Source organism: Microvirga subterranea (genome assembly GCF_003350535.1).
Lineage (GTDB): Bacteria > Pseudomonadota > Alphaproteobacteria > Rhizobiales > Beijerinckiaceae > Microvirga > Microvirga subterranea.
In genome coordinates, this window is sequence record NZ_QQBB01000004.1 from 81,419 (window position 1) to 101,058 (window position 19,640).

Annotated in this window: 15 protein-coding genes; 10 read left to right on the plus strand and 5 right to left on the minus strand. The window is 65.8% G+C overall.

What is annotated here, in order from left to right; all coding sequences use genetic code 11:
- Nucleotides 1-23 precede the first annotated feature (23 nt).
- The gene (locus DES45_RS11080; protein ID WP_173949326.1) at nucleotides 24-278 is read right to left on the minus strand and encodes a SemiSWEET transporter; all 255 of its coding nucleotides are present in this window, start codon (nucleotides 276-278) and stop codon (nucleotides 24-26) included.
- Nucleotides 279-465: 187 nt separating this feature from the next.
- Between DES45_RS11080 and DES45_RS11085 the strand changes: the two genes are divergently transcribed.
- From DES45_RS11085 to DES45_RS11105, 5 genes are all read left to right on the plus strand, one after another.
- Nucleotides 466-855: a DUF3775 domain-containing protein gene (locus DES45_RS11085; RefSeq protein ID WP_114770077.1), complete on the plus strand. Its 390-nt coding sequence runs from the start codon at nucleotides 466-468 to the stop codon at nucleotides 853-855.
- A 143-nt stretch (nucleotides 856-998) separates the two neighbouring features.
- Nucleotides 999-1,565: a sigma-70 family RNA polymerase sigma factor gene (locus DES45_RS11090; protein WP_245571686.1), complete on the plus strand. Its 567-nt coding sequence runs from the start codon at nucleotides 999-1,001 to the stop codon at nucleotides 1,563-1,565.
- Complete coding sequence (locus DES45_RS11095) at nucleotides 1,562-2,290, plus strand: anti-sigma factor (protein WP_114770078.1); 729 nt, start codon at nucleotides 1,562-1,564, stop codon at nucleotides 2,288-2,290. The genes DES45_RS11090 and DES45_RS11095 overlap by 4 nt, the downstream gene beginning before the upstream one ends.
- A 108-nt stretch (nucleotides 2,291-2,398) precedes the next feature.
- The gene (locus DES45_RS11100; RefSeq protein WP_114770079.1) at nucleotides 2,399-2,581 is read left to right on the plus strand and encodes a hypothetical protein; all 183 of its coding nucleotides are present in this window, start codon (nucleotides 2,399-2,401) and stop codon (nucleotides 2,579-2,581) included.
- A gap of 142 nt (nucleotides 2,582-2,723) precedes the next feature.
- Nucleotides 2,724-3,272: a fasciclin domain-containing protein gene (locus DES45_RS11105; RefSeq protein ID WP_114770080.1), complete on the plus strand. Its 549-nt coding sequence runs from the start codon at nucleotides 2,724-2,726 to the stop codon at nucleotides 3,270-3,272.
- Between the two features lie 52 nt (nucleotides 3,273-3,324).
- Here DES45_RS11105 and DES45_RS11110 read toward each other — a convergent pair whose 3' ends face one another.
- A complete protein-coding gene (locus DES45_RS11110) occupies nucleotides 3,325-5,691 on the minus strand; it encodes a bifunctional diguanylate cyclase/phosphodiesterase (RefSeq protein WP_114770081.1) in 2,367 nt (788 codons plus the stop codon).
- Nucleotides 5,692-5,954: 263 nt separating this feature from the next.
- Here DES45_RS11110 and DES45_RS11115 point away from each other — a divergent pair, with 263 nt between their 5' ends.
- The 4 genes from DES45_RS11115 (at nucleotide 5,955) to DES45_RS11130 (ending at nucleotide 12,360) form a co-directional block, all read left to right on the plus strand.
- On the plus strand, nucleotides 5,955-6,770 hold the full coding sequence (locus DES45_RS11115) for a class I SAM-dependent methyltransferase (RefSeq protein WP_114770082.1): 816 nt from the start codon (nucleotides 5,955-5,957) through the stop codon (nucleotides 6,768-6,770).
- Between the two features lie 244 nt (nucleotides 6,771-7,014).
- Nucleotides 7,015-8,556 carry a site-specific DNA-methyltransferase gene (locus DES45_RS11120; protein ID WP_114770083.1) on the plus strand — a complete coding sequence of 514 codons (1,542 nt, stop codon included), beginning with the start codon at nucleotides 7,015-7,017 and terminating at the stop codon, nucleotides 8,554-8,556.
- A gap of 10 nt (nucleotides 8,557-8,566) precedes the next feature.
- The gene (locus DES45_RS11125; RefSeq protein ID WP_114770084.1) at nucleotides 8,567-11,206 is read left to right on the plus strand and encodes a DEAD/DEAH box helicase; all 2,640 of its coding nucleotides are present in this window, start codon (nucleotides 8,567-8,569) and stop codon (nucleotides 11,204-11,206) included.
- A gap of 107 nt (nucleotides 11,207-11,313) precedes the next feature.
- A complete protein-coding gene (locus DES45_RS11130; protein WP_114770085.1) occupies nucleotides 11,314-12,360 on the plus strand; it encodes a DUF808 domain-containing protein in 1,047 nt (348 codons plus the stop codon).
- Nucleotides 12,361-12,414: 54 nt separating this feature from the next.
- Here the strand turns inward: DES45_RS11130 and DES45_RS11135 are convergent, their stop codons facing one another.
- Complete coding sequence (locus DES45_RS11135; protein ID WP_114770086.1) at nucleotides 12,415-14,595, minus strand: esterase-like activity of phytase family protein; 2,181 nt, start codon at nucleotides 14,593-14,595, stop codon at nucleotides 12,415-12,417.
- A gap of 125 nt (nucleotides 14,596-14,720) precedes the next feature.
- Here DES45_RS11135 and uvrB point away from each other — a divergent pair, with 125 nt between their 5' ends.
- Complete coding sequence (uvrB, locus tag DES45_RS11140; protein ID WP_114770087.1) at nucleotides 14,721-17,438, plus strand: excinuclease ABC subunit UvrB; 2,718 nt, start codon at nucleotides 14,721-14,723, stop codon at nucleotides 17,436-17,438.
- A 23-nt stretch (nucleotides 17,439-17,461) separates the two neighbouring features.
- Here the strand turns inward: uvrB and DES45_RS24765 are convergent, their stop codons facing one another.
- Nucleotides 17,462-18,202: a hypothetical protein gene (locus tag DES45_RS24765; protein WP_147282388.1), complete on the minus strand. Its 741-nt coding sequence runs from the start codon at nucleotides 18,200-18,202 to the stop codon at nucleotides 17,462-17,464.
- 7 nt (nucleotides 18,203-18,209) lie between these two features.
- Nucleotides 18,210-19,532, minus strand: coding sequence for a sensor histidine kinase (locus DES45_RS11145; RefSeq protein WP_114770088.1), 1,323 nt, complete (start codon nucleotides 19,530-19,532; stop codon nucleotides 18,210-18,212).
- Nucleotides 19,533-19,640 lie beyond the last annotated feature (108 nt).

Consider the following 19,640-nt stretch of genomic DNA (forward strand, 5'->3'; position numbering starts at 1 on the left):
TGTTCTCCTGGCGCCGGACCATATTAACCATAACGGAGTTTCATGGCGAGGATCGCGGCCACGAGCACGAACGTCACGCTGTTGGCGAAGATGATCGGCGCGTTCCCGGCGAGAATTCCATAGATCAGCCAGAGACCGACCCCGAGCGTGAAGGCGCTCTGGGTCAGGAGGGACAGGGACTTGGTGTCCTTCGTCCGGAGGGTCCTGAAGGCCTGCGGCAGCCAGCATACGGTGGTCAGGATGGCGGCAACGAAGCCGAGGATTTCAAGTCCGGACATGGTCGAATCGCGAATGGAGCCGATGCACCCTTATCACGCTCCGTCCGACCTCAGCCATGAAATCCATGCGACCCGCATCGTGCCGCGGCGGCACGACCGCCCCGTCCGGCTCTCAAGCTGAACCGAACGCCGCTTTCGGGGTTTCCCTCTCGCAAACGGCAAAAGAGATTTCTCCGAGAGGACTTCCATGGATATCGCGCTCGACAAGGTCTGCGAACTCATCCTCAGGGCAAGGGCTATTGACGTTAAGGAAGGCCTGACGGACCCGGCGTCGGGCTCGAATCCCATCGACGACGGGAGCATCGACTCCCTCACCTCCGCCCCTGACGACGCCACCGAGGACGAATTCCGCGACGTGATCGCCGGATTGAACGACGACGAGCGCGCCGACCTCCTCGCCCTCGTGTATATCGGCCGCGGCGACATGGAGCCCGAGGAATGGGGTGCGGCAGTCCGCTTGGCGCGGGAGCGCGAAGATGCCAGCTCCCTCTCGACCGCAGACTGGCTGCTCGGAATCCCGAACCTCGCCGACCTCTGGGACGAAGGCCTCAGCGCCATGGGCCAAAGCTGCACCTGATCGCGGTGCATTCCGCAACCCGAGCCGTTGCGCGGATCTCCCCCGTTCCCCTATGAATACGGAGGGCGGCGAATTTTGTCGCGGCCTTGCATCCGGGCAGTGGGTTCGGGTGTAGTGACAGCAGACGCATAGGGAGATCACGCGTGAAGGCAGCGCTCGGGGATGTTGCTCCCCCAGCCTTCGACCTGCCCCACGCCCTCGGCCAGTGCGCCAAGGGCGATCGCCTTGCCCTGCGCGCGATCTATGACAGCGAAGCGCCCCGGATGCTTGGCGTCGCCATGCGGCTTCTGCGCCGGCGGGCTCTCGCCGAGGAGGCCGTGCACGACACCTTCGTGCAGGTCTGGCAGAAGGCCGCGAGCTTCGATCCCGCACGGGGCGAGGCCCGCGCGTGGCTCTATGCCGTCCTGCGCAACCGCGCCCTGAATATCCTGCGCGGGGAATCCCGCACGGACCTCGTCGAGGATTTCGAGCCCATGGGGCTCGTCAGCGACGAGGAGGATGCGGAATCCCTCATGCTGCGCCTGTCGGACGCCGGCAGCCTGAAGCGCTGCCTCGAACGCCTCGAGCCCTCGCGGCGCCAGGCGATCACCCTCGCCTACATCCACGGTCTTAGCCATGGCGAACTGGCGGGACGGCTCGGCGTGCCGCTCGGCACGGTCAAGTCCTGGATCCGCCGCTCCCTCGTGTCGCTTCGGGAGTGCATGACATGAGGCGCGACGACTTCGACCGTCTGGCAGCGGAACACGTTCTCGGCCTGCTCGAAGGCGAGGAGCGCGGGGTGGCGGACAATCTGCTCGCGTCGGACGGAGACTTCCGGAACCTCGTGGAGCTCTGGCGGCAGCGCTTCTCCGCCTGGGACGAGACCGCGGACGAGCTTCCCGCGGGCGACGCCCTCTGGGCAAGGATCGAGAGCAGCGTGAGCGCCGCTCCCGTGGCGGCCCCCAGGGCATCGGCGGCATCGCGGCCCGCATCGCCGGGCGTCCTCGAGCGGATCTGGGAGAGCCTGAGCTTCTGGCGCACGGTGGGCCTCGCCGGCGCGGCGGCCGCCTTGCTGATGGGCCTCGGCATGGGCTTCTTCGCCATCAAGGCCTCGCGCCAGCCGGTCATGATCGCCGTGCTCCTGAACGATGCCAACCAGCCCGGCGCGGTGCTCAGCACCTTCGAGGACGGTCGCATGGAACTCGTGCCGCTCGGCGATATGACGATCCCGCACAATCACTCCGTCCAGGTTTGGACCTTCCCGGATCCGGCGGGGCCGCCGGTCTCCGTCGGCGTGCTGCGGGCCGCCCGCACCGCCCGCATGACGATGGACGATCTTCCTCAGCCGCATTCGAACCAGCTCTTCACGATCTCGGTCGAACCGCTCGCGGGATCGCCCACGGGCCTGCCGACCGGACCGGTCGTGATGAAGGGAACAGCGTCGGCAGCGCTCTGAGGCATCGTCCGATCGGACCTGGAGGTCCGCACGATGCTCCAGGCGAAGGTGCCGCAATTGCGACATGGATCGCGCAGACACTACCCAAAACGAGTCAAGGAGGTACCCATGACCCCGCGACAGCCTCATCCGCCGACGCCGGAGAGCGCTCCTCAGAGCGCCGAAACCGGCGAGACGCAGTCCGCATCTGCCCCGAACGAAAAGCCGGAAACCGTCGAGGAGCCATCGGCTTCCGAGGACGACGATCGCGTCGCCGCCTATCTGCGCGGACCGACGGCCTTCACCGCCTGACGATCGAGCCGCTTCACGGACTCGTGAAGCAAACCTTCCGCATCCACTAGCGAACACCCCGTGTAGCCAACCCTGAAGGGTCAGCCTTCGATCCTCGGCCCCGCGCCGGGATCAATCAGCAACCACTTTAGGGATTGAAACGATGACAGTTCGCATCGCCTGCCTTGCCGTCGCCCTCGCGTTCTCCGCCCCCGCTCTGGCTCAGGATGCCGCCAAGACGGTCGGCGGCGCACCGATGTACGCTTCCAAGACCATCGTCGAGAACGCCGTCAACTCGAAGGACCACACCACGCTCGTCGCCGCCGTAAAGGCTGCCGGCCTCGTCGACACGCTGCAGGGCAGCGGCCCCTTCACGGTGTTCGCGCCCACCAACGCGGCCTTCGCCAAGCTGCCGAACGGCACGGTCGACACGCTCCTGAAGCCGGAGAGCAAGGCAGCGCTCACGGGCGTGCTCACCTATCATGTGGTGCCCGGTCGCCTGACCGCACAGGAACTCGTCGCGAAGGTGAAGGAAGGCGGCGGCATGACCACCCTGAAGACCGTGCAGGGCGAGACCCTCACGGTGATGCAGGCGGGCAACGGGCTCAGCATCAAGGACAAGAAGGGCGGCACCTCGACGGTAACGACCTCCGACGTGATGCAGAAGAACGGCGTCATCCACGTGGTGGATTCGGTGCTGCTTCCGGGCTGATGCCTCCTCAACGGATGACCGAGAAGGCGGCCCGCACGGGCCGCCTTTTTCGTCAGGCGACGGCCTCCGCGTGCGTCACGCTCCGGAACATCTCGATGGGCGCCGGCTGGCCGAAGAGATAGCCCTGCGCCTCCCGGCACCCTTCGGCATTGAGGAAGGCGAGCTCGCCGTTCGTCTCGACGCCTTCCGCGATCACCGGCAGACCGAGACCGCGGCCCAGGCCGAGCACCGCGCGCACGATGGCGGCGGCCTGGATGTTGACGTCGATGGCGCGCACGAAGGAGCGATCGATCTTGATCTTGTCGAACGGGAAGTTCCGCAGGTTCGACAGCGACGAATAACCCGTGCCGAAATCGTCCATGGCGATGCTGACCCCGATGGCCTTGAGCTGCGTGAGCGTCTGGAGCGCGCGCTCGGGATCGCGGATCAGCACGCTTTCGGTGATCTCGAGCTCGAGACGCTCGGGAGCAAGCCCGCTCTCGTCCAGGATGGCCTGCACGAGCGTGACGAAGGTCGGATTGTTCACCTGCAGCGCGGACACGTTGACGGCGATCTTGAGCGGCCGGTCCCAGGACGACGCCTCGCGACAGGCTTCGCGCAACACCCATTCGCCGATCCTGAGGATGATGCCGCTCTCCTCCGCGATCGGGATGAAGACAGCCGGCGACATGTCGCCCCGGACCGGATGGTTCCAGCGGAGGAGCGCCTCGAACCCGGTGATCTCCTGCGTGCCGATGCGGGTCTGCGGCTGGTAGGCGATCGCCATCTCGCCCTTTTCGATCGCCAGGCGCAGATCGTGCTCGATCATGCGCCGCTCGCGCACCTCTTCGCTCATCGCGACCTCGAAGAAGCGGTAGGTGCCCCGTCCCTCCTTCTTGGCCCGGTAGAGCGCCGCATCGGCGTTCGACAGCAGCGCGGTGCGACCGGATGCGTCGTCCGGATAGATCGCGATGCCGATGCTGACGGAGATGAGATCGAAGGGACCGCCGTCCTGCTTGCCTTCGAGCGCCTGCAGGAGGCGCTCCGCGAGGCGTCCGGCCTGGACCGGGTCGCGGAGCCCCGGCATGATGACGGCGAACTCGTCTCCGCCCACGCGGGCGAGCATCTGGTCGTCGTCGAGGGCGGCCTTGAGCTTCTCGGCCGCCTTGCACAGCAGATGGTCTCCAGCCGAGTGGCCGAAGATGTCGTTGATTTCCTTGAACCGGTCGAGGTCGAGGCACAGGACCGCGAAGCGCTCCTGCGTCTTGCGGTGCGTCTCGATGTCGAGATCGAGGCGATGATCGAAGCTCGTCCGGTTGGCGAGACCGGTCAGCGCGTCGTGATGAGCCAGGAAGTGGATGCGCGCCTCGGCCTGCTTGCGGTCGCGCAGGTCGCGCACGGCGATCACGTTGTGCGGCTTGTCCGCATAGGTGACGGTGCGCATGATCAGCTCGACCGGGATGACGCCCCCGCCGCTCTGGCGAAGGTCGGCCTCGACGGCCTGATCGGGACAGGCCAGCAGCCGCGCGATCACGTCGGGAAGCGGCAGAAGCGTGCTCAGGTCCGCGCCGACGATGTCGCCCGGCGAGAAGCCCGTGAGCCCCGTGAAGCTGCTGTTGGCCGACACCACGGTTTCGCCGTCGCAGACGAGAAGCCCCTCCACGGCGGCGTTGGCGAGACTGCGCATGCGCTCGATCTCGAGCCTCGCGCGCCGGCGGTCGCGCAGGTCGAGCGCGAGGCCCGCGAAGCTCAGGACCAGGATCGCGAAGCTCGCGAGCGCCACCGCGACGGCGAGCCATTCGCTCGACAGCGCCACGGCCGAAACCTGCCGCGTGGGATCCGGCGCGATGGTCACGGCGCCCATGGCGGTGAAATGGTGGCCGGCGATCGCAAGCGTCAGAAGCACGGCTCCCGCCAGGGCGGACCGCATCCGCCCGTCACGAAGCCCGACGCGCATGGCCGCTGCCCCGAGCACGATGCCGGCCGCAATCGACGTGGCGACGAGGGATCCGTCCCAGCTCAGGCGTCCCGGCACCTGGAAGGCCGCCATGCCGAGGTAGTGCATGGACGCGATGCCGCCCCCCATAACGGCGCCGCCGAGCCATGCCGACCACCGCGAGGCGCCGAGGAGCGCCACGGTCATGCCCAGCCCCATGATGCAGATCGCCGCGAGGAGCGAGAGCGCCGTCAGGCCGATGTCGTATCCGGTGTTCAGGTCCGGCGAGAAGGCCAGCATGCCGATGAAGTGCGTCGCCCAGGTGCCGAACCCGCCCGCGACGGCCGCCACGTAGATCCACACCTGCCGGCTCGGCCCTTCGGAGCGGCGCACATGATTGAGCAGGTTGAGAACCGTGAAGGATGCAAGCGCACAAACGACCGCCGCCAGTGCGACGAGGCGCAGGTCGTGCCGTGTGACGAGGCAGTCATAGACGGTCAGCATCGAGGGTTCCGTTCGAACGCATTCTTTCGGCCCACAGCCATGAACGCCGGATGCCGCTCCCGGACATGCCCCAGGAGAGCGTCTCTTATGGAGAAACTTCCGCCTGTGGCAAAGCGCGGCGCACCGCCACGCGGGAGCAAAGCGCGCGTATCGTTAAAAAGGGAGCACCTTTCCACGATACACCGTTCGTCGAACCTTAACGCCACAGGCGGGATGCATTATCCCTTTCGGCCGACCGACGTGTTTTCCTTCGGAGCGACCTCATGACCGGCGATTGGCGGCAGGCCAACCTGTCGAGCTGGAACAAGCGGGCGGCGATGCACATGCGCGACGCCACCGGCTTCTACGACATCGACGCGTTCCTGGCCGGGCGCGACACCCTGGGCCCCATCGAGGCCGCGGAGATCGGCGACGTGCGGGGCCGGACGCTCCTGCACCTGCAATGCCATTTCGGCCTCGACACCCTGTCGCTCGCCCGCCGCGGCGCCGTCGTGACCGGCCTCGACTTCTCGTCCGTCGCCATCGAAGGCGCACGGGACCTCGCCGGCAAGGCGGGCCTGCCCGCCACCTTCGTGCAGGCGGACCTCTACGATGCGCGTCAGGCGGTCGGCGAGCGCTTCGACATGGTCTATTCGACCTGGGGCACGATCTGCTGGCTGCCGGACATCCGCGCCTGGGCCCGGGTCGTGGCCGACATGCTGAAGCCCGGCGGCCGGTTCTACTTCGCCGATTCCCACCCCTTCGCCCTCGTGCTCGACGAGCGCGACGGCGTGATCCGCCCGACCTACGGCTGGCGCACCCCGAAGGACGCGCCCGACGCCTTCACGGACCAGAAGTCCTACACCGGCGACGCCTTCGCCGAGCCGGTCACCGACTACAACTGGATCCATCCCCTGTCGGACATCGTCACGGGCCTCATCGAAGCGGGCCTGACCCTGGACTTCCTGCACGAGCACGAAACCCTGCCGTCGAAACTGTTTCCCTCGATGGTCCCGGCGGCCGACCGCATGTTCCGCCTCCCTGACGGCGCCGTGCCGATGCCGCTGGCGGTTTCGTTGCGGGCGGTGAAGCGGAGGTGAGTTCGATCCGGCGCGGTTCATAGAATTGCGCCCGCAGAACTTCCGCAACGGCAAGAAACGAGACAGCAGGTTTCGATGAAGTCTGCGCCCAATTCCAGTTGACGAATCGATATATTGTTATGATATCTGCGGGAAATAGGATAATACCCCCGCAATGCTTCTTGCCGCCACCCGAATACTTGCCCTAAGGGCAACCGCGTCGGACCGGCACCTGCTTGCGGGTGCGGCTCGGCGTTTCTGAGCCATGCCGATCCTGCATTGGCTGACGCGGGAGGAGGATACGCGCGCGACGCGCCGCGTGCCCTATCGGCTCCTTCAGGAGGAGCCGTCGCTGAGCTACGGCGACCCGGACTTCCCGAACATGCTGATCCAGGGCGACAACCTGGAGGCCCTGAAGGCGCTGCTGCCCTTCTATGCCGGTCAGGTGAAGTGCATCTACATCGACCCGCCCTACAACACGCGGTCAGCTTTCCAGCACTACGACGACAACCTCGAACACACCCAATGGCTCGCCATGATGTGGCCGCGCCTCGAATTGCTGCGCGATCTGCTTGCGGAGGACGGCTCGATCTGGGTCTCCATCGACGACAACGAGGCGCATTACCTCAAGGTCGTTATGGACGAGGTGTTCGGTCGGAAGAATTTCGTCGCGAATGTTGTTTGGCGAAAAAACTATGCACCCAAATCGAGCGCCAAATATTTCTCGGAAGACCACGATCACATACTCGTTTATGCAAAGGTTCTAAGACTTTGGTCCCCTAATCCTATGCCTCGCCGAGATGGGCAGGACGATATTTACAAGAACCCTGATCATGATCCTCGCGGGCGGTGGCGCCCCGATAATTTATCAGCCCGCAATCCATATAGCCTTGGCACCTATTCCATCACAACGCCTGGCGGTCGAACAATTGGCGGTCCTCCAGCGGGACGATACTGGGCGGTCTCCAAGGAAAAGCTTCAAGCTTTAGACCAAGATGGGCGGATCTGGTGGGGGAAGGACGGAAACAATGTTCCCGCGCTTAAGCGCTTCCTATCGGAGGTTAAGCAGGGTCGAGTACCCCAGACTTTTTGGGATTACGAGGAGGTTGGCCATACGCAGGATGCAAAGAAAGAGAACGTCGAGTTATTCGGTTCGGCCGTCTTTGGGACACCAAAGCCTGAACGACTAATCGAGCGCATACTCCACATCGCCACCAATCCCGGCGACCTCGTCCTCGACTCCTTTCTCGGCTCCGGCACCACCGCCGCCGTCGCGCACAAGGTAGGGCGGCGCTATATCGGCATCGAGATGGGCGATCATGCGGTCACCCATTGCGCGCCGCGCCTTAACAAGGTGATCGAGGGCGAGCAGGGCGGCATCTCGGCGAGCGTCGGCTGGCAGGGCGGCGGCGGCTTCCGCTTCTACAAGCTCGGGCCGCCGGTCTTCGACCAGGATGGGCACGTGCGCGGCGACATCCGCTTCCCGACGCTGGCGGCGCATGTGTGGTTCAGCGAGACGAACGCGCCCTGGAAGGGCAAGGGCCGCTCCCCGTTCCTCGGGCTCCACGACGGGCGCGCCTATGCGCTGCTCTACAACGGCATCCTCGGCGACAAGCGTCCCGACGGCGGCAACGTGCTGACCCGTGCGACGCTCGACATCGTCCGCGAATCCATCGCCCGCAAGGCGCCGTCCTTTGCGGGACCGCTGACGATCTACGGCGAGCAGTCGCGCCTCGGCCCCGCGACGCTGGCGCGCGAGGCGATCACCTTCAAGCAGACGCCCTACGACGTGAAGGCGCGGCGGTGAGGCTTTCCCCATGAAGCTCAAGACCTATCAGGCCGAAACGCTCGACGTCCTGCGCCGCTTTCTCGAAACCGCCCGCATGACGGGACCGGCCCGCGCCTACGACGCCGTCACGCAGGAGCCCGAGCAGTCCAAGCGCCTCGGCCGTTACGTCGGCTCATACAAGGCGCTGGAAGCCCTGCCCGGCACGCCTTATGTGTGCCTGCGCCTGCCGACCGGCGGCGGCAAGACGATCCTCGGCGCCCATACGGTCGCGGTGGCGCGCGACGCCTGGATCGAGAAGGATTTTCCGCTCGTCCTCTGGCTCGTTCCGTCGAACACCATTCGGTTGCAGACGGCCGACGCCCTCAAGAACCCGCGCCATCCCTACCGGCGCGTGCTAGACGAGGCCTTCGATGGACGCGTGCGCGTGTTCGACATCGCAGATTTCACCCATATCCGCCCGCACGACATCCGCGACAACCTCTGCATCGTGGTCGGCACCATTCAGACCCTGCGCGTGTCCAACACGGAAGGCCGCCGGGTCTACGCGCACAACGAGGACATGGAGCCGCATTTCTCCGGCATCTCGCCGCACGCGCACGGGCTGGAGAGGATGGAGAGCGGCAGCATCGCGTTCTCCTTCGCGAACCTGCTGCACGTCCACCGCCCCCTGATGATCGTCGATGAGGCACACAACGCGATCACCGGGCTGACGCGCGAGATGCAGGCACGCGTGAATCCGTGTGCGATCATCGAGTTCACCGCGACGCCCCGCTTCGGCTCCAACATCCTGCACGGCGTGTCGGCGCAGGAGCTGAAGGACGAGGAGATGATCAAGCTGCCGATCGTCCTGGCCGAGCACAAGGATTGGCAGGGTGCCGTGAACGGCGCGATCACGACGCGAGCGCAGCTTGACGAGGCGGCCAGAGGCGAGAACCAGTACCTTCGTCCCATCGTTCTCTTTCAGGCGCAGCCGAAGGACCAGGAGGTCACCGTCGAGGCACTGAAGAAGCACCTGGTCGAGGTGGAGCACATTCCCGAGGACCGCATCGCCATCGCGACCGGCGACCAGCGCGAGCTCGACGGCGTCGACCTGTTCGATCCGCAATGCCGGATCGAATACGTGATCACGGTCGAGGCCCTGAAGGAGGGCTGGGACTGCTCCTTCGCCTACGTGTTCTGCTCCGTCTCGCGCATCCAGAGCGCCATCGACGTGGAGCAGCTCCTGGGCCGCGTGCTGCGGATGCCCTACGCGCAGCGCCGCAAGGCGCCCGAGCTGAACAAGGCCTATGCGCATGTGTCGGAAACGAGCTTCGCGGCGGCCGCCCACGCCCTCGTGGACAAGCTCACCGACATGGGCTTCCGGGAGGACGAGGCACCGGACATGATCGAGGCGGCGCAGGGCCATTTCGACGAAACCGGGCTCTTCGCGCCGCGCGAGAAGCCGAAGCCGACCTTCCGCTACAGCGTCCCGGCCTCCCCTGCCCTCTACGCCGCCGTCAGGGATGCGGCGATCCAGGGCGTCACGCTGAGCGAGACCGAGGGCGGCCGGGTCGAGATTGCCGTAACGGGCCGGATTGCGCCGGACGTGGAGCAGGCCCTTGCCGAGGCGGTGCCCTCATCCGAGCGGACAGGCTTCGCGGAGGCGGCGCGGGCCTACCATGCCGAGATCATGCCGCTCTTGTCACCCGCAGAGCGCGGCGAGGTCTTCACGGTTCCGCGCCTCGTGAGCGAGATCCAGGGCGAGTTGGTCTTCGTCGAGACCGAAACGCTCATGGAGCACCACAAATGGTCGCTCCTCGACCATCCGGCCCGGCTCGACGAAAGGGTCTTCTCCATCCCTGACACGGCTCACGGGTTCGAGATCGACATTATCGACGGCGACCTCAAGCTGCGGAACGCGGACGAGACCAGACAGCTCTCCCTGAACATCGAAGTCGAAGGCTGGACGCCGGAAAACCTGGCCATCTGGCTCGAACGTCGGCTGCACGAGCAGGACATCCACCCTTCCGAGCTTCTCCGTTGGGTGCGCGACTGCATCGGGCACCTGACGGCCGTGCGCGGGATTCCTATCTCGCATCTGATGCGAGCCAAGTTCCTGCTCGGCAGTGCGCTTAAATCGGTGATTGGCGCCGCCCGCCGGGCCGAGCAGGCGAAAGCCTATTCGCACTATCTCTTCGCGCCCGAGGCGAAGGCCAGCATCACCTTCGACACCCCCTTCATCTTCCGGGACGGCATGTTCGGCGACCAGCGGACCTATCGAGGGCGCTGGCGGCCCAACAAGCATTTCCTCGGGCCCGACAACGTGCCTGCCTTCGACGGGACGGAACAAGGTGATGAGTTGAAATGCGCTCAGGCTTTGGATGGCCTCGCTGAAGTCAAATATTGGATCCGGAATGTGAGCCAACATCCGAATGCCTTTTGGCTCCCCCTTGCTTCCGGCAAGTTTTACCCCGACTTCGTGGCTCTGCTGAATGACGGACGGCTTTTCGTCGTTGAGTACAAAGGGGCGCATCTTGCCGACGAAGGCAACAAGAATACCAACGAGAAGCGGACCGTCGGGCGGTTGTGGGAGAGTTTGAGCGGAGGCAAAGGCCTCTTCCTAATGGCCGAGAAGATGATCGACGGAAAAGAGGTCTGGGCGCAAATGCGCACCAAGCTCCTGGGTTAGGCCCAGGAATAGCCCTCCCGATGAAACCCCTCCCCCTCCCGGGGCTTTGTCGCAGGCGGGAGGTTCCTTATAGGTGCTCCCTGAGGACGGCTTGAACAGGAGCACCCATGAGCATCGGGTTGATCGCCCTTCTGGACGACATCGCGGGGCTGGCGAAGGTCGCCGCGGCGTCGCTGGACGACGTGGCGGCGCAGGCCGGCAAGGCGGGCACGAAGGCGGCCGGGATCGTGATCGACGATGCGGCGGTGACGCCGCGCTACGTGGTGGGCTTCGCGGCGAGCCGGGAACTGCCGATCATCGGCAAGATCACCGTGGGCTCGCTCAAGAACAAGCTGCTTTACCTGCTGCCGGCCGCCCTCATCCTGAGCCTCGTGGCCCCCTGGGCCATCACGCCGCTCCTCATGCTCGGCGGCGCCTATCTCTGCTACGAGGGCTCCGAGAAGGTGTTCGAGGCCCTGCTGCCCCATGAGGCGCACGACCACGAGGCCGCGGTGGCCGAGGCCACCCACGCGCCCCGCAGCGTCGAGGACGAGAAGGTCGCCAGCGCCATCAAGACCGACTTCATCCTCTCGGCCGAGATCATGGCGATTTCCCTGGCGACGATCCCTGAGCTCTCGTTCTGGAGCCAGGCCGTGGTGCTGGCCGTGGTCGGCATCGGCATCACGCTCCTGGTCTACGGCGGCGTGGCGCTCATCGTGAAGGCGGACGATGCCGGCATGGCGCTCGCGCGCAGCGACCGGCCGGTCTCCGGCCTCCTGCGCAACGGGGAGCCCTCAGGCCCCGACCGGGCGCTCGCGCCGCTCACGAAGGCGCTGGGACGCGGCCTCGTGAAGGGCATGCCGGTGTTTCTCAAGGTGCTGGGCATCCTCGGCACCGCCGCCATGGTCTGGGTCGGCGGCGGCATCATCATCCACGGGCTCGAGGAGTTCGGCTTCGCCGCGATCGGCCATGGTGTGCACGACGTCGCGGCCACGGCGGGCCACGCGGTCCCAGCCATGGCCGGACTGGTGGAATGGCTCGTGTCGGCGGCCGCCTCCGGCCTCTTCGGGCTCGTGGTCGGCGCCGTGCTGATCCCGCTGGTGCATTACGTCCTCGCGCCCGTCGCGCGGCGCCTGCGGGGCTCGAGCAGGAAAGCCGCGGAGCCGTCCCACTGAACCGCAAAAGGGCCGCCCGGAACGCGGCCCTTCGTTCGCGACGGCAGCAGGCGCTCAGAGCCTGCCGAGGTTGAGGAACAGGGTCTCGCCCGAGGAATCGTCGACGCCGTCGTTGTCGGTGACGATGAAGGCGTTGCCGGCCGCATCCACCGCGAAGCCCTCGACCTTGTCGAGCACGTAGCCCTTCGATCCCTTGAGGTCGGGGAGCAGGTCGCGCAGCTCCGTCTTCCTCACCACCGGCAGCTCGCCCCCGAGCGGCACCGGCTTCATGTCGGCCACCGCGACCGCGTAGAGCTTCTTCACCTTCGCCTTCTCGGCGATCTGGTTGTCGCGCTCGATGACGATCATACGGTCGCCGACGGCCGTGATTTCGGACAGGCCGATCCAGCCGGCCCCGGCCTTGTCGAGCGGATAGCGCACCGCACCCCAGCTCTTGTCGGCGGGCTTGTAGGCGAGGAGCTTCACGAAGCCCTTCGGGTCGTCGGCCCATTCGCGCTGCACCGCGAGCCAGACGGTCTCGTCCGCGCCCGAGCCCGTCACCGTGACGCCCTCGTAGCCGTAGTTCTTCGCACCCTCCTCGAGACCCGCCGGAAGGGGGATTTCCTCGACGATCACGCCGTTCCGGTCGGTGCGGATCAGGAGGTTCTTCAGCCCCTTCTCGGGATTGCCCTCGGAGGCGAGCCAGAAGCCGCCGTCGGACGCGACTGCGATGCCCTCCAGGTCGAGCTTCTCGGCCGCCGCGCCGTTGCGGGTCACGAGGGTCTCGGCCACGATGGTGGCGGGCTTGGCGGTGGCGTCGATGGTGAGGATGCGCGGCGCGGCGCTGTAGACGCTGTCGGTGACCGCGTAGAGCCTTCCGGCCTGGCTCCTGTCGGCCGCGAGCCCGGACAGGGCGCCCCAGGCGATGGGCAGTCCCTTGCCGTCCTTGGCCGCACGGATCGTCGGATAGGCGGGTGCGGGCCGCTCGGCGCGCTCATAGATCATGACGTGGGGTGCAACGCCGCCGTCGCCATGGAGATCCGTCTCGCTGGTCGCCACGAAGAGGTTGCGGCCCGGAATGGCGAGCAAGCCCTCCGGGCCGAGGCCCGTGGGCAGGACCTGGACGAGCTCGGGCGCGGTGCCCGTGTCGCGGTAGACCCCGACGACCGAGCCGCGCTCGGATCCCACGAAGATCAGCCGGTCGCGGCCGAAGGTGCCGACCTCGACGCCCTCGATCTCGACGCCCTTCTTGTTGCGCTTGTCCGGGTAGTGCCCGAGCGCGACGATCTCGTGCTCCAGGCTGGCCCCGGACTCGTAGGCGACGGAGCCGTCCCGGTTGAAGATCGTGAAGCCGCGCGAGCCGCCCTTCCAGTCGCCCTCGTTGGCGGTGACGAAGCGGCTGTTATCGATCCAGTGCACCGCGTCGGGCTCGCGGGCCACCTTGTCCATGGAGCCGGTCAGCTCGATCTTGCCGTCCCGCTTGGTGTCGATGGCCTTGAGATCGACCGCTCCGGCCGGGAAATGCCCCTCGACCTTGCCCGACCTTCCGTCCACCACCAAGACGTGGTTGTCCTCCTGCAGGGTCACGACGACCTTGCCGTCCTCCGAGACGTCGACGAACTCGGGCTCCGGGTCCTCGCTCGCGACCGCTGCGAGGCCGGTCACCGCGACGGTCTTTAGCCCGGCGCAGTCGAGCCGGTCGCCGTCGAGCGTGCCGAGAACCAGGGCGCCGGCGGGAAGCTGCGGCAGGGCGCCGTCGTTCAGCTTCTCGTCGCGCTCGTTCTCGATCGCGATGGCGAGAACGCCCGCATTCGCCGAGACGGAGTCAGGCTGGCCCGGCAGCGGGCACTCGGCCGCGATGGAGCGATCCGCGAGATCGACCAGCACGAGCTTCCCGCCAGGCTTTGTGAAGCTCTCGGAGGTGTTCACCGCCACGAAGGCGCGGCCGCCCACGACCTTCACGGAGGTGGGCTCACCGCCGAGCGCCAGCATGCCGGCGGCCTTCGGCTGCGCCGCGTCGGCGATGTCGATGAAGCCGAGCGCCTTGCGCGGGCTGTCCGTGTAGACGAGGAGCCGGCCGTCCTCACTGGCCGAGATGATCTCGGCCACGGTTTCGCCCTTGGGATCGGCGTCGGCCGGCAGGTTGGCCGTGATGGGGAAGCTGGCGATGCGGTCGAAATACTCGGCCGCGGAGGCGCTCAGCGCCGTGGCGGACAGAAGGGCGGCCAGGGCGCCGGCGGCGAGACGACGGGGCATGGGATCCTCGCGAAGTGATCGGACAAGCGAGGCCGTATTGCGCCGGTCGCATGACGGCCGGATGACGGTTCGTGACGCAGCGGGGCGCCCTTCCCAATCCGGCATCTTTGTACCATATTCGTTCTATGGCCAAATCACCCAAGAAGCCCAAGCTTTCCACCGGGAAGGCGTCCAAACCTGAGCTGAAGCCGCTGGATCCCTATCTGGCCGACCTTCTCAACCCGGCGGTGAACCGGGAGCGGGAGGCCGCGGAGGGCTTCGCGGAGCGCGCGCAGGAGACCTTCGTCCACGGCGACGTGACCGATGTGGATCCGGCGCTGGCCAAGAAGCTCGGCCTCAAGGGTCCCGACGACGGACCGGACGTGGCCGCGGAGCTGGGCGAGAACGGGCCCCTTGGCGTGAACGGCGTCTCGGCCACGGTGGACGCGCTGACGAAGCTGCTGACCGAGGGCGACCCGCGCTTCAAGGACGGCAAGCCCTGGGTGCCGCACCGCCCGCCGCGCCCCGACAAGTCCGAAGGCGGCATCCCGTTCAGGATCAAGTCCGACTTCACGCCCTCGGGCGACCAGCCCCAGGCCATTGCGGAGCTGGTCGACGGCGTGCGCCGGGCCGAGCGCGACCAAGTGCTGCTCGGCGTCACCGGCTCCGGAAAAACCTTCACCATGGCCAAGGTGATCGAGGAGACGCAGCGCCCGGCCCTGATCCTCGCGCCGAACAAGACGCTGGCGGCGCAGCTCTACGGCGAGTTCAAGTCGTTCTTCCCCGACAACGCGGTGGAGTACTTCGTCTCGTACTACGACTACTACCAGCCGGAAGCCTACGTGCCGCGCTCGGACACCTTCATCGAGAAGGAAAGCTCCATCAACGAGCAGATCGACCGCATGCGCCACTCCGCGACGCGCGCACTGCTGGAGCGCGACGACGTGATCATCGTGGCGTCCGTGTCGTGCATCTACGGTATCGGCTCGGTCGAGACCTATACGGCCATGACCTTCTCGGTGAAGGTGGGCGAGCGCATCGAGCAGCGCCAGCTCATCGCCGACCTCGTGGCCCTGCAGTACAAGCGCATCCAGAACGATTTCGCCCGCGGCACCTTCCGGGTGCGCGGCGACGTGATCGAGCTGTTTCCGGCTCACTTGGAGGACCGCGCCTGGCGCATCGGCCTCTTCGGCGACGAGATCGAGTCGATCGTCGAGTTCGACCCGCTCACCGGCAAGAAGACCAACGACCTCTCCTTCGTGAAGGTCTACGCCAACTCGCACTACGTGACGCCGCGCCCGACCCTGCAGCAGGCTGTGAAAGGCATCCAGGACGAGCTGCAGCACCGCCTGCAGGAGCTCGTCCGCATGGGCCGCCTGCTGGAGGCGCAGCGCCTGGAGCAGCGCACGCAGTTCGACCTCGAGATGATCGAGGCTACCGGCGTGTGCAACGGCATCGAGAACTATTCGCGCTACCTCACCGGCCGCAAGCCCGGCGAGCCGCCGCCGACGCTGTTCGAGTACCTGCCCGACAACGCGCTCATCTTCACCGACGAGAGCCACGTCACGGTTCCGCAGATCGGCGGCATGTATCGCGGCGACTTCCGCCGCAAGGCGACGCTCGCCGAATACGGCTTCCGCCTGCCCTCCTGCCTCGACAACCGCCCCCTGCGCTTCGAGGAATGGGACGCCATGCGGCCGCAATCGATCCACGTGTCGGCGACGCCCGGCAAGTGGGAGATGGAGCAGACCGGCGGCGTCTTCGTCGAGCAGGTCATCCGCCCCACCGGCCTCATCGACCCGGTGGTGGAGATCCGGCCCGCGCGCAGCCAGGTCGACGACCTGCTGCACGAGGTGAAGGAGCTGTCGGCGAAGGGCTTCCGCACGCTCGTCACCACGCTCACCAAACGCATGGCCGAGGACCTCACCGAATACATGCATGAGAACGGCGTGCGCGTGCGCTACATGCACTCCGACATCGACACGCTGGAGCGCATCGAGATCATCCGCGACCTGCGCCTCGGGGCCTTCGACGTGCTCATCGGCATCAACCTGCTGCGCGAGGGCCTCGACATCCCGGAATGCGCGCTCGTCGCCATTCTCGACGCCGACAAGGAAGGCTTCCTGCGCTCCGAGACCTCGCTGGTGCAGACCATCGGCCGCGCCGCGCGTAACGTGGAAGGCAAGGCGATCCTCTACGCCGACAACATGACGGGCTCCATGGAGCGCGCCATCGCGGAGACCAGCCGCCGCCGCGAGAAGCAGCTCGCCTACAACGCCGAGCACGGCATCACGCCGCAGAGCGTGAAGCGCAACATCGCCGACATCCTGGAGAGCGTCTACGAGCGCGACCACGTCTCCGTCGATACGGGTCTGGCGAAGGCGGGCGAGACCGTCGGCCACAACCTCAAGGCCGTCATCGCCGATATGGAGAAGCGCATGCGCGAGGCCGCCGCCAACCTCGAATTCGAGGAGGCCGCGCGCCTGCGCGACGAGCTCAAGCGCCTGCAGGCGACCGAGCTCACGCTCAGCGACGACCCCATGGCGCGCCAAGCCGATGTCGAGCGCGATGCGGGCAAGTACGGCGGATCGCGCAAATACGGCCGCAACGCCAACCTGCCGCCGAAGGGACTGCCGCCCTCCGGCGAAGGCGCCAGCGCCGGCGACGAGGATTCGGACGCCTACGGGCCGCTGGGCCAGGGCCGCTCCGATGAAGGCACGCGCATCCGCAAGCCCGGCCTCGACGAGATGGGGCCCGGCACGGACCGGGAGGTGCCGCTCAATTTCCGCGAACGTCCGCTGCCCCGCTCGACCCAAGGCCACGGCGGGCAGAAGCCGAAATACAAGGGACGGAAAGGTCGTTGACCTGTTCCGATCTCATAAGACTGTCAGAAAAAACCTGACAAGAAATGGATGAGTTTCTCTGCTGCCCTCTTACCTGCTTCGCCCAAAGCACTTTTGCCGAAAGCAGAAGCGATCCATTGGAGTGGATTAATTAAAAGATAACTGACCAATTGCGGTGATGGCCTTTTGCTTTTAAGCCACGATATACCTTCGTCCAAACTATTCAGAATACCTTCTCTTTGCGCTGGATATTGAGCAGCAAAGCCATTGTCACTACGAATGACTTCATATGATTCCTCAAGCACCTTAAGAGTTTCTTTGAAATCTGGGCTTTCGTAATCAATCTGAAGTGGAGACCAGGATTCTACGTCTTGGCGCTCTTCGGGCGTATAGAAAATGCCTTCGAAACCGGCAATTTCGTCGAGAAACGCATCAGGTCTATTATATAAGTAAGCTGCTACAGAGTCTCGCCTATTCAGTGAACGCTCGACCTGTAATATTCCGTATGTGGTAATAGAATATGTATGATTGCCAGTCTTTCCAAATTTCTTTACAGGCTTTCCTCTGTCATAAGTATCTCCTACGAGAAAATCTAAAGCAGTTAAAACGAGATTTCTAGAAACATTCTCTATGAACATTTCGCAAATATCTGATAATGAGTATCTAGATTTATCATCATCGTTGACGTGCGCTTGATATAACTTATAGAGTATACACTCTGATAGTGGGACTAAGCGGTATGGCTTACGATTACTGTTCATCTTATCTGATTCATTCCACGTCATCAGCTCTTCACAGCGGCAAGCTCAACGAGCAGCGCAGCCCGTCCGGCTGGAAGCGCATCTCCAGCAGGCCGCCGAGTTCGTCGCGGATGCTGCGCTCGATCAGGCGCGAGCCGAAGCCGAGGCGCTTGGGGGGCTCGACGGCGGGGCCGCCCTGCTCGACCCAGTCGACCGCGAGCCGCGTCTGGCCCATCGCATCGTGAAAAGCGTGCCAGGAGATGTCGAGCCGCCCGTGCGGCACCGAGAGCGCGCCGTATTTCGCCGCGTTCGTGGCCAGCTCGTGCAACGCGAGGCCGAAGCCCAGCGCCTGCTGGGGCTTGAGCCGGATCGGCTCGCCGGACACGCTCACGCGGCCGTTGTCGAGGCCGCCATAGGGGATCATCTCGGCGTTGAGGATGTCCTGGAGCGAGGCGCTCTCCCACAGCTCCCGGGTTAGGATGTTGTGGGTCGCGGAAAGCGCCAGGAGGCGCGCTTCGAAGGCCTCGTGGAACCCGTCGAGGTCCCGGCTGCCGCGCTTGGTGTGCCGCGCCAGCGACTGCACCACGGAGAGCGTGTTCTTCACCCGGTGGTTCAGCTCCTGCACCAGAAGCGCCTGCCGTTCCTGGGCACGCTTGCGCTCGGTGATGTCGAGGCAGGCGCCGACCATCAGGGCCGGTCCGCCCTTAGCGTCGCGCAGGAGGCGGCTGCGGGTGTACATCCAGCGCTGGGAGCCGTCCGGTAGGGTGGCCCGGAACTCGTAATCGGCCGTGCCGCCGCTCTCGATGGCCTCCTCGATGGCGCGGTTGATCTGCTCCTGGTCGTCGGGATGCACATAGCGGCGGAAATCCATCCGCTTGCGCGGCGCCTTGGCCGGATCGAGGCCGAAAAGGCGTACCAGCGCCGGGTCCCAGTCCACCTCGTTGGCGCGGAAATCCCAGCGCCAGGTGCCGGCGCCCGAAGCCTCGAGGGTCGCCACCAGCCGCTCCTGCGCCACCTCGAGCCGCGCCGCGGCCGCCCGCAGGGAGGCCGCAGCCGCCACCGAAAGCCCGCCCCCGAAGAGATACAGCGCGAGCCCCGTGAAGGAGCCCGGGCTAAACGGCGCCGGGCCGTGGGCCAGCGCCAGGAACCCGAACGACGCCGCCGCCCCGAGCAGCAGAGCCCCCATCCCGGCCCCGCCCCCGGCCACGATGGCGGTGATCAGCACCGCCGGGTAAAGCGTGATGTAGGGCAGTTCGTCCCCGAGCAGCGGATCGAGCACATAGCGCACGAGCATTGCCACCCCCACGGCCGCCATGGCGGCGAGGCACGCAACGGTCCGGGAGACGGGAGTGAGCGAGGTGAAGCGGGTCAGCAAGCGGGGCCTTTTTTGGTTACGCTTGATATATCATTGCATTCTGTTGGATTCTACACGAGGATTGGGCTTCAGGCCGTTAAAATGCTTGGCCGGGGGACGTTTCCTCGG